We start from the raw sequence: 14,554 nt of genomic DNA, 5'->3' as shown, positions 1-14,554 counted from the left end.
TGGACGGAAGCGGGCTGCTCCGGAGGCGGAGCCCTTGCTAGGTTGCAGCTGCCGCCACCGCAAGGTGGACAGGGCACCCGCGCCTCGGCGTTCTTCGTCCTTCGGAGCATTGCGTGACCATCACCCTGCACGGCGCAGCCACCGTCCTGTTCCAGGGGGACAGCATCACCGACGCGGGCCGGACGTCCGACCCGGACCACCCCCTGGGCCGGGGCTACGCGCGGCTGGCCGCCGACCTCGTACGGTCTGCGCGGCCGGAGAGCGACATCACCTTCATAAACCGGGGAATCAGCGGCAACCGGGCTTCGGACCTCCGTGCCCGGTGGCGCGAGGACGCCGTCGATCTCAAGCCCGACGTGGTGTCCGTGCTGATCGGCGTGAACGACACCTGGCGCCGCTACGACTCGGGTGATGTCACCTCGTTGCGTGCGTACGAGGAGGACTACCGGGCCATCCTCACGCAGATCCGGGAAGGTTCGGACGCGCAGCTGATCCTCGTCGAGCCCTTCCTGGTTCCGGTCACGGCCGAGCAGTGGGCCTGGCGCGAGGACCTCGACCCCCGGATCCACGCGGTCCGCCGGCTTTCCGAGGAGTTCGACGCCACGCTGCTGGCCGCCGACGGTCTGCTCAACCAGGCCGCGCGGACCGCGGGCGGCCCCGAGCACATCGCCGGGGACGGCGTCCACCCGACCCCGCTCGGGCACGCGGTACTGGCCGAGGCCTGGACGGCGCTCGTCGGCCTGTAGCCACCCGCACCGCTCCCCACCCGATGGGCCTGATCGCGTCGGTCCCCGCGGGGCCGGTCTGATCAGGCCGAGCCGGGGCGGACGGTGCCGGGCCCCGAGGAGTACCCCTGGGCAACGGGAATCCGGGCCCAGACGGTCTTGCCCGCGCTCGTCGGACGAGACCAACCCCACGAGCTGCTCAGCGCGTTGATGATGCGCAGACCCCGTCCGCGCTCCAACGACTCGTCCGCGTCGCGCAGTACGGGGACATCGGGGCTCGGATCGTTCACCGCGCAGACCAGTGTGCTGTCCTGACGTGCGAGGCCGAGCCACGCCGTTGACCTGGCGGCGGGCTCCCCGGACGTGGGCAGCGCGTGACACACCGCGTTGCTGACCAGCTCACCGGCGACGAGCGAGACCTCGTCCGCGCAGGACCGCAGACCCCACTGCTCCAGCGCGTCGCGGACGAACAACCGTGCCCGCTGCAGACTTTCGGCATCGGCGGCCAGGCTGTGCGTCGTGAATCCGGCTGCCCCGATGCCGAGATCCCGCGCCCAGTTCCGGCGAAGTGCACTATCACTTTCGGCCAGATCCGACGACTCGGCGTCCTCTCCGTGAGCGAGTGCGTTCTCCGCATGCATGAGCGCTGATCACCCTCCGGTGAAAGCCGATTGGTGGTGCCAAGGTGGCCGGACGCCCACTAGTATCCTCGCCGTCCGCCCTTCCGTGCAATTGCATCCGAAATTGCACCCCCGGATGTGAGCAGGGGACAACTGTTCACCCGGTGCGGGCCCTGGCCGCGCGCCAGGAGTGGTCCGAGCAACTGCCGTACAAGGAGTGCACCCCATGCAGCACATTGACAACGGCGTTCCCGCCGACTCCCTCACCGATGTGACCTGGATGAAGAGCCATCACAGCAACCCCAGCGGAAACTGCGTCGAGATGGCGCTGCTGCCCGGCGGCGATGTGGCTGTACGCAACTCCAGGCATCCACAAGGGCCCGCCCTCGTCTACACCGAGGCCGAGGTGCGAGCCTTCCTCGCAGGCGTCAGGGACGGTGACTTCGACAGCGTGATCGGCTGAAAGCACGCCAAGTTCTCGTGCTGACCCGGTCCTTCCCGGACTCCCTGATGGCACACTGGCGTTGAGACGTCCGCCTTCAGGAGCCCGCATGCCCGGCATGGAACCGCTGCAGTCTTCACGGAAGCCGGCACCCGCACCGGCCGCAGGGCCGTCAAGTCCCACGGCCCTGCGTCTGGTTCTGGGTGCCCAGCTTCGACGGATGCGGAGCGAGGCCGGCATCACCCCCGATGACGCCGCCGCCCGGATTCGCTGCTCCACGGCGAAGATCAGCCGGATGGAGACGGGGCACTCCCCGTGCAAGGAACGCGATGCCGTCGACCTGCTGGCGCTCTACGGAGTCACAGATCCGGACCGGGCAACCGAGTTCGTCGAACTGGTGCGCGTGGCCGGACAGCGTGGCTGGTGGCGCAGCTACGCCGATGTGCTGCCGGACTGGTTCGAGCCCCTGGTGGGTCTGGAAGAGGCAGCCGCGTCCATCCGGACCTACGAGGGGCATTACATTCCGGGGCTCCTGCAGACGGCTGACTACGCCTACGCCGTGGTGCGTTCGGGCCACGCCATCGAGCCGGAGGAGACGACGAGGCGGCGCGTCGAACTGCGTCTCAAGCGACAGGAACTGCTGCACCGTCGTGACGCGCCCAAGCTCTGGGTGCTCCTGGACGAAGCGGTTCTGATGCGGCCCACAGGTGGCGCCCGCGTGATGCGTGAACAGCTGGCCCACCTGCTGGAGATGACAGAGCTGCCCAATGTGATCGTGCAGGTGGCCCCCTTCGAGGTGACCGCCCACACGTCGCCCGGCAACGGCATCACGTACCTGCGGTTCGCGATGAGCGGACTCCCCGACGTCGCCTACATCGAGCACCTGACCAACGCCACGTCCGTGAACAAGCCGGAGAGCACCGACGAGTACCGGTGGATCCTGGACTCCCTCAGTGCCCAGTCCCCGAGCCCCGTCGAGAGCCGGCACCTGCTGGGGCAGGCGCTCAGGCGCTACACCTGAGCGGAGCCGGCGGAACGGCGGGCCGACCGCGTCACGTCACCACTTGCGGGCGACGCCGCCGAACTCGATCCACTCCTGGGTCTCCTGCTTCGGCGCCAGATCCGAGTCGGGCCGCCAGGTCGACACCTCCACCAGGCCGGGTTCCAGCACCTCCAGCCCTTCCAGGAAGACGTGTACGTCCTCCTCCTGGCGGACCCGCCCCCACCGGTTGCCCGTGCTCTTCGCCATGAAGTCCGTGACGAAGTCGCGGGTGGCGGCGTCCTCGCTCACGAGCTGGCACACCACCAGGAAGCTCCCCGGAGCCAGCCGGTCCGCGACCCGGCGTACCAGCGCGGCGGGTTCGTCCGAATCGGGGATGCAGTGCATCACGGACACGAACAGCGCGGCCACGGGCTCGTCGAAGTCGATCAGGCGGGTGACCTCGGGGTGCTCGAAGATCGTTTCGGTGTCACGCATGTCCGCCTGGATGACGGAAGTCCGGCTGTTCTCCTCGAGTATCGCCTTGCCGTGGGCCAGGACGATGGGGTCGTTGTCGATGTACACGACGCGGGCCTCGGGGTCGACGAGCTGGGCGACCTGGTGGACGTTGTCCTGGGTCGGCAGGCCGGATCCGTGGTCGATGAACTGACGGATCCCGTACTCGGAGGCCAGGTGGTGCACCACACGCCGGAGGAACCGCCGGTTGTTCACGGCGAGGACCTTGGTGCTCGGAACAACCTCCAGGAGCTGTTCGCAGGCAACCCGGTCGGCGGGGTAGTTGTCCTTGCCGCCCAGGTAGTAGTCGTACATCCGCGCCACGCTCGGCACGTTCACGTCGATGTTCTTCGGAATGGAGGTGTCCCCGTTGCTCATCCAGCCCCTCGCCAGGTCAAAGAAGGAATTTTCGTAGCCGTGAGGGGTCATGCTAGGGACCTCGTCGTGGGGCTGACAGTCCTCGGGGGAGTGAGGCGGCGGCGTACGGAGGTGAATCGGCCAGATAGAGCGGCTGCGGTGCGCCGGCTCCGCCCGACTTTCCGGCGCCGAAGCGTGCGCGGTCACGGGTGTGTGCCGCGCCACGACGTGAAGTCTCCCTGGTCAGATGGCCGACAGGGATCGACCGTGAGCACCACCGACGGCCTTCCGGGCGTGCAGGCACGCAACGACGGTGCCCGGGTCGCCGTTTCAAAGCGGCCGGAAATCGCCTGACGTTCCGTCCGTTTCCACGAGAAGCCCGTACTCCTGGCCGGTGTTCCTGCGGCGGACCATCGCGACTCCAGTCCGGCGCACTATCGTGAACGGCATGTCCGCCCCTGAGCTGATCCGCATCGTCTCCCGCGACTCACCCATGGCCCTGGCCCAGGTCGAACGCGTCCGGACCGAACTGGCGGCGCTCCATCCCGCCACCGTCACCGAGGTGATCCCGGTCAGGACGACGGGCGACAAGTGGATGGGCGATCTCGCCCTGGTCGAAGGCAAGGGTGCCTTCACCAAGGAGGTCGACGCCGCTCTGCTCGCAGGCGAGGCGGACCTCGCCGTGCACTGTGTCAAGGACGTCCCCGCCGACCGGCCGCTGCCGGCCGGTACGACGTTCGCCGCCTTCCTCGAACGGGACGACATCCGCGACGCCCTCGTCCACCCGGGGGGACTCACCCTCGGGCAGCTCCCGCCCGGAACGAGGATCGGCACCTCCTCCGTGCGCCGTGTCGCCCAACTCGCCGCCTCACACCCCCACCTGGACTGCGTGCCCTTCCGGGGCAACGCCAACCGGCGTCTCGCCAAGCTCGCCGCAGGCGAGGCAGATGCCCTCCTCCTGGCCGTCTCCGGACTCCGGCGCATCGACCGCGCCGACGTGATCACCGAGATCCTCACAGCCGACGCCATGTGCCCCCCGATCGGCGCCGGAGTCCTCGCCCTGCAGTGCCGGGAGGACGACACCGCCACCATCGACGCGGTCAGCGGACTCAACCATCCCGACACCTACCGGGAGACCACGGCGGAGCGGATGTTCCTCCACGTCCTGCAGGGCCACTGCAACTCGCCGATCGCGGGCTACGCCACGGCCCACCGCAACGGCGATCTCTCCCTTCGCGCCTGTGTGTTCACCCCCGACGGCAAGACGGTGCTCAACGCGCACGAGTGGGCAGGACCCCTCGACGCGGCGACCCTCGGCACCTCCGTGGCCGTCGCCCTGCTGCGTCAGGGCGCACGCGAGCTGATCGACAACATCGCGCACTGACCTCTCCGAACGGCGAGGCCGGTCCCGGCGACATGCGAGGGCCTCGCCGTACAACCCTTCTGCCTCACGCGCGGTCAAACAGGACGCCAGGAAGGAACGGGCCCTTTCCGGACATCCCCCCGGCGTCTGCCCGGTCGTCCTTGAGTCAAGGAGCCGCTCGTGCGCACACACCGTTCGGCCGCCGTTGCCGCGGCCGCAGTTCTCCTCTCGGCCGGAGTGGTCATCGCCGCACCTACTGCCTACGCCGGTACCCCCGGCGGAACGCACGCAAGTGACCGCAACAGCGACTTCAACGGCGACGGCTACGAGGACGTGCTCATCGGCGCTCCCGGTGGGACCGTCAGCGGGAAGAAGAGTGCGGGATACGTGACCGTGCAGTACGGCGCGTCCACCGGTATCGGTACGAGCCGTGCCGCGCTCATCAGCCAGTCCACGTCCGGAGTCGCCGGATCCGCAGAGACAGGTGACCGTTTCGGCGCGGCCCTGGCGACCGGTGACCTCGACGCGGACGGCTACGACGACGCGATCGTCGGCACCCCGGGGGAGGACCTCGCAGCCGCCGCCGACGCAGGTCGCCTCACCGTCCTGTGGGGTTCCCCGAAAGGGCTGACCGGTGCCGCGAGCGACTGGCTGGATCCCACCGTGCCCACCGCCGGGAAGAAGTTCGGCAGCGCCCTCGCCGCGGCTCGCTTCAGCCCCGACATCCCGGGTGACCACCTGGCCGTACTGGATCGCGACGAGCTCCACCTGTACGCGTACGACACGGCGTCCAAGGCCGGGACGGCGCCCTTGCGACGCACCGAGCGGAGCCGCCCCGCCGCGCGGGCGCAGGAACGGCAGATCCTGCCCAAGTCCCTGACCACGGGCGACTACGACAACAACGGTCTCGCCGACCTCATCGTCTCCGGAGTCACGGGGGGAGCCGAGCCCGGCTACGGCTGGTCGTCCTTCTTCTCGGGCCAGGACGAGGGACTGGTGTACGAGCGCGACATGCGCGGAGGCCCGGTCGCCGCGTCCGGCGACATCGACAACGACGGCTACGACGACCTCGTCACCGGCGAGCCGAACAGCCCCGACGACGGCGGCGAGACCCTGAGCGGTGGCCTGGTCGGTGTCTACTACGGCAGCCCGGACGGCCCGCTCGGCGTCGACGGAGCGGGCAGCCCGCCGCAGTGGTGGACGCAGGACTCGGCCGGCGTGCCCGGAACCGCCGAGCGCGGTGACGGCTGGGGCACCGATCTGTCCGTGGCCGACACCAACGGCGACGGCTACGCGGATGTGGCTGTGGGCGCGGCCGGCGAGGACATCGGCACGGTCGCGGACGCGGGAGCGGTGTGGGTGCTCCGGGGAGCCGCCGCAGGCCTGATCGCCACCGGCGCCGCCTCGTGGGACCAGAACTCGGCCCAGGTACCGGGCGCGGCGGAGAAGGGAGACCGCTGGGGCGGCCAGGTCAGGCTGAGCGACCCGAACGGGGATGGCCGCTTCGGTCTGCTGGCCTCCGCCCCCGGTGAGAACACGGGCGACGGCGTGGTGTGGGTGCTCTCGGCAGGATCCGGCGGGATCACCGCCGCCGGATCGTGGACGTACGGAGCCGGCTCGCTCGGCGCACCGGCCGTGGACGCCGCGTACGCGGCCGCGATCGACGAGTAGTCCACAGCCCGCAGCGGGCGGCCCGGCGGAACCCCATGTCCGCCGGGCCGCGCCATGAGGTCGTCGGGATCGACGGCCGTCCTGTCGTCGCCCGGATCGCGCCTGCGGCTTTGCGGGTGGGCAGTGCACGTTCACTCGGGCATGCGCCGCCACAGGTCACCCGACGCGGAAGGGAAACTGACCTGTCGTCAGAAGTGCGGAACACAGGACGCAGGGGAACCGCGCCGGGTATTCGTCCGATGCGTGGTTCGCCGTCGCCCGACCCTCATCCTGCGCGGAGCGGTCGGCAGGGAACCCGCGTGACCCGGCGAGTGGGCGGGGCTCTCAGTCCGCCGGATGCGATGCTGCACATACCGTCGTGGTCACCCATTTGCAGTACCTGCCCCCGACCGGCCCCTCAGCCGATGCGGGCCGCCGTTCCGGCATCTTGCTCCGGCCGGGCATGCCGGACCGGCCGCCCAGCGTTCGCGGAGCGAGGATGCTGAGAGGCACCATGCACCGGGGTGCGCCCCAGCGATGTCCCCAGGGCACTGCGCCCGCCAGGCACGAGGAGAAACCCATGGCCCAGTTCGAGGCGACGGTCGAGATCGACCGCCCTGTCGAAGAGGTTTTCGCCTTTCTCGCAGACGGCGAGAACGACAGGAAGTTCAGCCCGCGTGTGCAGGAAATCTCCAAGACCCCGGCCGGTCCGACCGCCGTGGGCACCGTGTTCCGCAGCACGGTGAAGGACGCCGGCATGACGACCCGGAGGGAGTTCCGGATCAGCGAGCTCGTCGCACCGACCCGGATCCGGTGGAACGAGATGTCCAGCAACCTCGTGACGGCCCGCGAGGGCGGCTACGACCTCGAGTCCCTCGCGGACGGCCGGACCAGGGTGCGCATCTTCAACGACCTCGAGGGCCACCGCGTGGGCAAGCTCCTGGTCGGCCTCGCCGTTGCCGCGGCACGAAAGGACGCCCCCGCGTTCGGACAGCGGATCAAGGCCGCGGTGGAGGCGTCCTGAGAGAGTCCTGACGTACTCCCGCCCGGGCCCGTCACATCCGGGCACCCACGGCGGCGCCGTTGCGGGGTACGAACAGGTCCGGTGCGGAGGGGACGGAGCCGTCGGCCGCGCGTGCCCCGGTGACGGCGCCCGTGTCCGTGCTCAGGACCGAAGCCTCGTTCCACGTACCGCCGAGGTTCCATGAGTTGCCGTCGGCGACGGTTCCCGTACCGAGGGCGGCGGCCTTGCCGTCGGCGACGGACAGGTTGCGGGTGAGTACGGCGACCGCTCCGGAGGTGTCGGCGTCGAAGCCTGTGCCGCTGTTGCGGAACGTGGTGTTGCCGGTCAGGGCGAGGGCGCCCGGATTTCCGTTGTCGGTGATCCCGTGCTTCGCGTTCTTGAAGGCGAACGAGTTGCGCAGCGTGTGCCCCATCGCCGGCGCCGGCGTTCCGCCGCCGAGCTTGAAGCCGTTGCCGTCGCCGGCGAAGTCGGGGAAGTCCCAGCGGTTGAACCCGTTTCCGTGGACGATCGTGCTGTCGATCAGGATCGGGGACGCGAACTTCCAGGCGTCGAAGCCGTCGTCGACGTTGTTCCACAGTCGCGCGCCGCGCACGACGTTGCCCGTTCCGCTGCCCTCCTTGATGCCCAGGCCGTCCGCGCTCTCGCCGTTCTTCCGCGGGTCGCGGTTGCCGTAGCTGTCGAGGTCGAGGATCTGGTTGTCGCTGGAGTCCCCCTGCAGCTGGAAGCCGGTCTCGTAGTTGTCGCGGGTGGTGAGCCGGGAGAAGACGTTGTTGTCGCAGCCGTCGCAGTAGTAGCCGTACGGACCGTTGACGATCTCCAGGCCCGATACCCGCCAGTGGGACGCCTCCTGGTGGATGGCACCGCGCTCGGCGCGCGGGATGCTGCCGCCGACCGGTGTGTGGGACGCGGGCAGCTGCTCCCCGTCGATGACGACCCGTTCACCTTGGTACGCGCCCAGGGAGATCGGCAGGGACGCCTCACCCGAGGTGGTGATGGTGATGTTGTCCACCAGCGCGTAGGTGCCGCCCCGGATGGCGATGGTGTCACCGGGGCGCGCCTTGTCCACGGCCTTCTGGATGGTCCGCAGGGGGTGGTCGAGGGTACCGGCGGCGGAATCGTCCCCGTCCACGGCCACGACGATGGCCGACGAGGCGGTGGCAGCCTCAGCGGGTACCGCCACCGCCGAGAGCACGGCACTCAGCACCACCACCGTGGACATGCTGACGACACGCATACGAGTTCCTTCTTCCTGGCCGACGGCTGACAGGAAGACAGTGGTCGCCGATGCCCGAAAGGTTGCCGGTCAGCGCTCCGAGAGCTCCGAGGGGGCCTCCTGGACCACCCAGCCGTTGCCGTCCGGGTCCTCGAACGACATGAACGAGTTCCAGGTGTCGCCCTTGCCGTCCTCCCAGCCCGTCGCGCCGACGTGGCGGATGGGGGAGACGTCCACGCCCCGCTTCACCATGCCCTCGCGCGCCGCCTCGATGTCCGTGACGCAGAGCTGAATGCCCTGCAGTGCGCCCGGAGTCATCTGCTTCATACCGGGCGCGGCGGGCATCCCTTCGAGCATCGCGATCGAACAGCGTGAGCCGGGCGGGGTCAGCTGGATGATGCGCATGCCCGGGGCGACCTCGTCGTCGAGGTCCAGCTTGAAGCCGGCCTTGTCGGTGTAGAACTCCTTCGCGCGGTCCATGTCGGTGACAGGGACGGGGATGACCTCGATGGTCAGGTTCATGGGAAGCTCCTCAGAAGTACGGGGGTGCGGTGGCCCGCAGACACCGGGGCGGGTCCACCGTCGCCCACGAAGGAGCTGCCGCGCACGCCGAAACGCCGGACGGGACCGGACCGACATCCGGGCGACGGACCGGTCCGGGCAGGACCGGACCGACGTCCGGGCGCCCGGAGGATCAGCCGATCAGCAGGTCCCGCTTCAGGTCGTGCAGGTCCTTGCTGCTCAGACCGAGCGCTCGCTGCTCGTAGGTCCGGAAGGAACCGAACGTCCGGGTGACCTCCTGGAAACCCGAGTTGAGATACTCGGCGCGGACGTCCAGCAGCGGCTTGTAGACCTCCGCCTGCTGCGGCGGCATGGATGCGAGTGCTGCCGCATTGGCTTCGGCACGGTAGTCGTTGGAGGCGAGGTAGTCCGCCATCACCGTGTTGCGGGGCACGCCCAGCGCGGTGAGGAGGGCGGCGTTCGCCCAGCCGGTACGGTCCTTGCCCGCGGTGCAGTGGAACAGGACGCCGCGCGCGTCGTCGTCCGCGATTCCGGAGAACACCGTGCGGTAGGCCGACGTGGCGGTGTCGCCGCTGACCATGAACTTCTCGCCCTCGACCATCATCGCGGTCGCCTCTGCGGCGGTCGTCGGCATGGTGGTGAAGCCCGGAGAGCCGGCCAGCACGTCGGCGACGACGTGGGTGGCGCCCGTGGGGACGCGGTCGGGGGCGGCGCCGCGTTCCGACTCCATGCGCAGGTCGAAGACCGTACGGATGGACAGGCGCCGGAGCTTGGCGAGGTCCGCGGCGGTGAGCTTGTCGAGGGCGTCGGACCGATAGATCTCGCCCATCTTCACCCAGTGCCCGTCCGCGGTGCGGTAGCCGCCCGCGTCACGGAAGTTGACGGTGCCCTCGAGCTGTATGAGCCGGTCGGCGAGGTGCAGGGAACCGCCGCGCGAGGGGACGAGATCGAACCACTGGCGGTCCTTGGCGGGCAGCCCGCGCACCGTGACTCGGCCCGTCGAGCCGCCGGTGGCGACGGTGCGGCCGTCCGCGCGGACGGCGACCTGACGGACACCGGGGGCCGTCCACTCCACGGTGAACGAGCCGTCCTTGTTCGCCGTCACCTCGGCGGCGCTGAACGGGATGCGCGTGTGGGAAGAGCGCTCGTGGCCGGCGGGGGAGTGGCCGGCGGCGGTGGCGGCGGGGGCAGCCAGGCCGACGAGGAGGGCAGCGGCCAGGGCGGTGGAGGAGGCCCTGACACGAGTCATGTGCGTCATGAGGGCATCGTCGGGAGCGCTGAAGAGATCGGCGGGAACGATCGGTGAACGCCGCCCGAAGGCAGGTCGAACGTGTTGCTTTCCCGGCGAGAGGCCCTGGGGGCGTGGGGGCTTGTGCCTCCGTGGGCCCGGTCCTTCGGCAGGGGCGGTGCACGCGGCCCGCGGCCGCGTCATGCCTCCGTACAGCTGAAGTCCTCCGGCGAGGTCCGCAGCTTGTCCAGCAGTCGGCGCAGAGTCGTGAGCTCGCGTTCGGAGAGGTCCGCGAACAGTTCCCGTTCGACGGTGTCGAGCGCGACGTCCGACTTCCGGAGCCGCGAGTTCCCCTCGGAGGTGATCTCCACGATGTGCCGACGACGGTCGGCGGGGTCGCGCCTGCGGCGTACGAGATCGTCGCCCTCGAGATCGTTGAGCAGGGCGACGAGGACGCTCGGGTCGACGTCGAGCCTCTCGATGAGGGCCTTCTGCGTGACCGGCCCGTCGGCCAGCTGCAGGAGCGTCATCGTCTTCCGGGGGGTGAGCCCGGTGGTGGCGAGGGCCTTGCGGATCACGGTTTCGGTGATGCCGCCGTGATAGGCGAGCAGGAAGCCGAGGCGGTGGTCCGGGTCGCCGGGCGATGCGGGCGACCCCGCCGGTTCCTGGGTGACCCCGTCCTGAGCTGCCATACCCATACCGTATCAGGGTCTCCATTGTGGAACCGGATAAATCATTGATACGCTTCAATCATATTTCGGCATCCACCATTGAAGACATCAGACATTGGGGCACATCATGTTCATCGCCTACGCGGCAGTCGGCATCCTTCTCGCCGTGGCTCTCAGCGCCTCGGCCGTACTGACCTTCACGCGCAACGAGGCCGTCACGGCCTCGATGGCCAAGGTGGGCGTGCCCGATTCCTGGTTCCCGAGGCTCGCCGCGCTCAAGGCCGCTGGCGCCGTAGGACTCCTGGTCGGTCTCGCGGTGCCCTTCATCGGTGCCGCCGCCGCAGTCGGTGTGGTCCTCTACTTCATAGGGGCGGTCATCGCCCACGTACGCACGAAGGACTTCGAGATCGCGGCGCCCGTGATTCTCGCCCTGCTGGCCGCCGCCGCGCTCGTGCTGAGACTGCTGTCGGCCTGAGCCCCGGTGCGCAGCGGTGTGGCACCCCCGGCACCTGCTCCGGGCCCGCCCGGTGACCGCCCCCGCTGAGCGTCCTGTCATCCTTCACGGATCCGTCGGACCTGGCGTCAGCCAGGCCGATTGCCGAGACCGGAGTGGTGCAGAGCCTCCCCGGCGAAAAGTGGGGAGCCGGACGTGGAAGCAACGCCTGCCCGAGACGTGCGAGGCGCCCTGCCTCCCGGCCTCGCCGATGCGATACGCGAGACCGCGTCGGAGATCGCGGCGCTGCTGCGCGGTCGTACCGAAACCGGCGGCCCGGTTCCCGGTTCGACGTGGACGCTCGGCGAGGCCGCAGCCCACCTGGCACAGGCCAACGAGCTGATGGCGGACATCGCCTCGGGCCGCGAGCGCAGTCACGGTGACGGGACGGCCCCGAGTCTGGCGGCGGCCAACGAGCGCGCGCTCGCCCGGTTCGGCGAGCGCGCCGGTGACCCGCTGGCCGACATGATCGTGGCGCAGGCCGATGTGTTCCTCGGCGCGGCGCAGCGGTGTGCGGCCGACGAAACAGTGGCTACGCCGCTCGGCCCCATGAACATGGCTGTCTTCGGTTCCTATCTGCTCACGCACATGCTCGGCCACGGCTACGACCTCGCCCGTGCCGTCGGGCGGCCTCATATGGTCGACCGTGCCCGGGCCGAGCTGGCCCTGCCGTTCATGTTCACGGTCATGCCGCACGTCGTGGATGCGGCCGCCGCCGGCCTGACCGCCCGCTTCGGGATCAGGCTGCGCGGCGGGACACGCTTCACGGTGACCTTCACCGACGGTGCGGCGGCCGTGAGCCCGCGCCCGGAGGGCCGCACGGAGTGCACCATCCAGATCGAGCCGGTCACCTTCCTGCTCATCGCGCTCGGCCGTTGCGACCCATGGGGGGCCATCGCCCGCGGTCGCATTCTCGCCTGGGGCCGCAAGCCCTGGCTCGCACCGCGGTTCCCGACCCTGTTCAAGGCGCCCTGAAGGGGGCCGGGCCGGCCGTCCGGACCTGCTCACCCTGGCTGCCGCGGACGGTCACGCCTCGCGGTTCGACGCGTCCACCGGGGCGCCGGCAGCGCGCAGCTCGTGGACGATGCGGGTCAGGTCGGCGGGGGCGGCGGCGAGGCGGACAGGTTCACCCGCGTCGTCGAGTTCCGCGATGTGCCAGCTCCTGGGGGCGGTGTCGCCGTCGCTGCCCCGGATGCGCCGCACATCCTTCACGGTGAGTCGCTCCACCGGTATCCGTCGTGCCGCGAACCTGCCGGGTCCGGGATGGGGTGTCACCGCGGGCGGGCCGTCCCCGAGCACGATGTGGGTGCCGAAGCCGTGCGGGTTGTAGTCGGTGTGTTCCAGGAAGCGGGCCGCCAGATGCACCTCCCGCCCCGGCCGTCCGACCTCTTCCGCCACCCCGTTTTCCGGCTTACGGACACCCGTGGCGCGCCAGGCCAGGGCGAAGAGGGCGACAGTGGCCGACACGCCCGCTGCCGCCCACGCGACCGTGCCGGGATCCGTCGGCGGGGCCGTTGGGTGGAGGTAGCAGAGCGGCAGCAGCCACAGGGCAGTTGCTACGAGCGCGCCCCCGAACGGGAGCGCCGATGGGAGGACCTCGTCATCGGCCAGCCGGCGCCCGCGCAGGCGCAGCAGCGACTGCGCGGCCGGGTAGCCCGCGGCGAGGGCGAACGCGGCCGCGACGACGGCCGCCTCTCCGGCAATGGGCATGTGCTCCCGCCACACGTGACGCTTTCCGGCGACCTCCCTCACCTTGCCGCGCCAGACGGTCAGTTCGACGCCGTCGCCGGACCGGAACGCCTGTGCGTCCTGGCGTGACACGGCGACCCGCCGCACGGGCCGGTCGTCGGCGAAGTACAGCCAACTGCTCTGCTTGGGCCGGTTGGCCTCGGTCCTCACGATCACGGCCGGCAGCGTGGTCAGGCACTCACGGCGCTCCGTCGCGGGCGTCGCCGCGGTGCACGGGGTTGCCGACTCCCACTCCCGCTCGTTCGACGCGGCGTCCGGCACGAACGACGCGGCCACGCCCGCACACGCGAGCAGGAGTGCGCACAGACCCAGCAGCCCGGCCCAGGCCCGCCCGGCCGTGCGGGAGGAGATGACGGGGAGGTGGGCCGACTCCGGTGCTCCGTGACGGCGGTGCAGTGCGCGGAGCCCGTCCAGCTTCGCGTCGAAGGCCGGGTCATGAAGGGACCAGCTCCGCGGCAGGGGCAGGACCCATCGGTGTCCGTCGCGGAGCAACACGCTGACTCGCCGGGCTTCCTCGCCCCGTGAGGTGTTCGTGTACTTCAGGTGGACGCGTACGTCGGCGATGTCGTGCCAGGGCACGCTCCGACGGTGCAGCAGCGTCCGGTAGCGCAGTCCGCGCGCGTCGGCCTTCACCTCGGCGGTGACCCTGTGGAGCGACACGATGCCCACCGCCGCGAGCAGCAGGCCGATGCCCAGTTCGGGGCCCGGACCCCAGTAGGCCGTGCGTACGGCTGCCAGGACCGTGCCGACCGCCCCCAGTCCGACGAAGAACCAGAGGGTGCGCTTCCAGAGGGGACGGCAGGTCACTTCGAGGGCATGGGGCATGTCCGGAATCCTTCATCATCCCGGTCGACCGCGCCTGGGCATGGCCCGGCAGTCTGTCGGCCCGCAACGCTGCCGACCGGACGCATGGGCAGCCCGGTTCGTCGCGTGCATCGCGCCGTGGTCCGTGGGTACGCGTGCCAAGGGCGTTCGGCACGCGCGGGTTTGGGCGGTCCTGAT

General features: G+C 70.2%; 15 protein-coding genes. 8 read left to right on the top strand and 7 right to left on the bottom strand.

Annotated elements, in window-relative coordinates; translation table 11 throughout:
* Nucleotides 1–113 precede the first annotated feature (113 nt).
* Nucleotides 114–746, top strand: a complete 633-nt coding sequence (locus OG257_RS02140; protein WP_329204308.1) for an SGNH/GDSL hydrolase family protein — start codon at nt 114–116, stop codon at nt 744–746.
* A gap of 62 nt (nt 747–808) precedes the next feature.
* Here OG257_RS02140 and OG257_RS02135 read toward each other — a convergent pair whose 3' ends face one another.
* Nucleotides 809–1,366, bottom strand: a complete 558-nt coding sequence (locus OG257_RS02135; protein ID WP_329204307.1) for an ATP-binding protein — start codon at nt 1,364–1,366, stop codon at nt 809–811.
* Between the two features lie 205 nt (nt 1,367–1,571).
* Between OG257_RS02135 and OG257_RS02130 the strand changes: the two genes are divergently transcribed.
* Both OG257_RS02130 and OG257_RS02125 read left to right on the top strand, forming a co-directional pair.
* Nucleotides 1,572–1,808 (top strand): DUF397 domain-containing protein, encoded by a 237-nt coding sequence (locus tag OG257_RS02130; protein ID WP_329204306.1) that lies wholly within the window; start codon nt 1,572–1,574, stop codon nt 1,806–1,808.
* Nucleotides 1,809–1,896: 88 nt separating this feature from the next.
* On the top strand, nt 1,897–2,808 hold the full coding sequence (locus tag OG257_RS02125; protein WP_329204305.1) for a helix-turn-helix domain-containing protein: 912 nt from the start codon (nt 1,897–1,899) through the stop codon (nt 2,806–2,808).
* A gap of 36 nt (nt 2,809–2,844) precedes the next feature.
* On the opposite strand, the gene OG257_RS02120 is transcribed toward OG257_RS02125, so the two are convergent.
* A complete protein-coding gene (locus tag OG257_RS02120; protein ID WP_329204304.1) occupies nt 2,845–3,660 on the bottom strand; it encodes an SAM-dependent methyltransferase in 816 nt (271 codons plus the stop codon).
* A 427-nt stretch (nt 3,661–4,087) separates the two neighbouring features.
* On the opposite strand from OG257_RS02120, the gene hemC reads away from it, so the two are divergent.
* The 3 genes from hemC to OG257_RS02105 all read left to right on the top strand — a co-directional run bounded on the left by hemC (nt 4,088) and on the right by OG257_RS02105 (nt 7,676).
* Entirely contained in the window at nt 4,088–5,023 is a 936-nt protein-coding gene (hemC, locus tag OG257_RS02115) for a hydroxymethylbilane synthase (RefSeq protein ID WP_329204303.1), read from the top strand.
* Nucleotides 5,024–5,182: 159 nt separating this feature from the next.
* Complete coding sequence (locus OG257_RS02110) at nt 5,183–6,673, top strand: FG-GAP repeat protein (RefSeq protein WP_329204302.1); 1,491 nt, start codon at nt 5,183–5,185, stop codon at nt 6,671–6,673.
* A 559-nt stretch (nt 6,674–7,232) separates the two neighbouring features.
* Nucleotides 7,233–7,676: an SRPBCC family protein gene (locus tag OG257_RS02105; protein WP_329204301.1), complete on the top strand. Its 444-nt coding sequence runs from the start codon at nt 7,233–7,235 to the stop codon at nt 7,674–7,676.
* Between the two features lie 31 nt (nt 7,677–7,707).
* On the opposite strand, the gene OG257_RS02100 is transcribed toward OG257_RS02105, so the two are convergent.
* The 4 genes from OG257_RS02100 to OG257_RS02085 all read right to left on the bottom strand — a co-directional run bounded on the left by OG257_RS02100 (nt 7,708) and on the right by OG257_RS02085 (nt 11,331).
* Entirely contained in the window at nt 7,708–8,910 is a 1,203-nt protein-coding gene (locus OG257_RS02100) for a right-handed parallel beta-helix repeat-containing protein (RefSeq protein ID WP_329204300.1), read from the bottom strand.
* Nucleotides 8,911–8,979: 69 nt separating this feature from the next.
* Complete coding sequence (locus OG257_RS02095) at nt 8,980–9,411, bottom strand: VOC family protein (protein ID WP_329204299.1); 432 nt, start codon at nt 9,409–9,411, stop codon at nt 8,980–8,982.
* A gap of 172 nt (nt 9,412–9,583) precedes the next feature.
* A complete protein-coding gene (locus OG257_RS02090) occupies nt 9,584–10,669 on the bottom strand; it encodes a tyrosine-protein phosphatase (RefSeq protein WP_329204298.1) in 1,086 nt (361 codons plus the stop codon).
* A gap of 170 nt (nt 10,670–10,839) precedes the next feature.
* On the bottom strand, nt 10,840–11,331 hold the full coding sequence (locus OG257_RS02085; protein ID WP_329204297.1) for a MarR family winged helix-turn-helix transcriptional regulator: 492 nt from the start codon (nt 11,329–11,331) through the stop codon (nt 10,840–10,842).
* A 106-nt stretch (nt 11,332–11,437) separates the two neighbouring features.
* Here OG257_RS02085 and OG257_RS02080 point away from each other — a divergent pair, with 106 nt between their 5' ends.
* A complete protein-coding gene (locus tag OG257_RS02080) occupies nt 11,438–11,785 on the top strand; it encodes a DoxX family protein (RefSeq protein ID WP_329204296.1) in 348 nt (115 codons plus the stop codon).
* 174 nt (nt 11,786–11,959) lie between these two features.
* Nucleotides 11,960–12,778, top strand: a complete 819-nt coding sequence (locus OG257_RS02075) for a maleylpyruvate isomerase family mycothiol-dependent enzyme (protein WP_329204295.1) — start codon at nt 11,960–11,962, stop codon at nt 12,776–12,778.
* A gap of 51 nt (nt 12,779–12,829) precedes the next feature.
* Here OG257_RS02075 and OG257_RS02070 read toward each other — a convergent pair whose 3' ends face one another.
* A complete protein-coding gene (locus OG257_RS02070) occupies nt 12,830–14,377 on the bottom strand; it encodes a PH domain-containing protein (RefSeq protein WP_329204294.1) in 1,548 nt (515 codons plus the stop codon).
* Nucleotides 14,378–14,554: the final 177 nt, after the last annotated feature.

Origin of the sequence: Streptomyces sp. NBC_00683, from assembly GCF_036226745.1 — a bacterium.
GTDB lineage: Bacteria > Actinomycetota > Actinomycetes > Streptomycetales > Streptomycetaceae > Streptomyces.
This window is presented reverse-complemented; position numbering and strand designations above follow the sequence as displayed.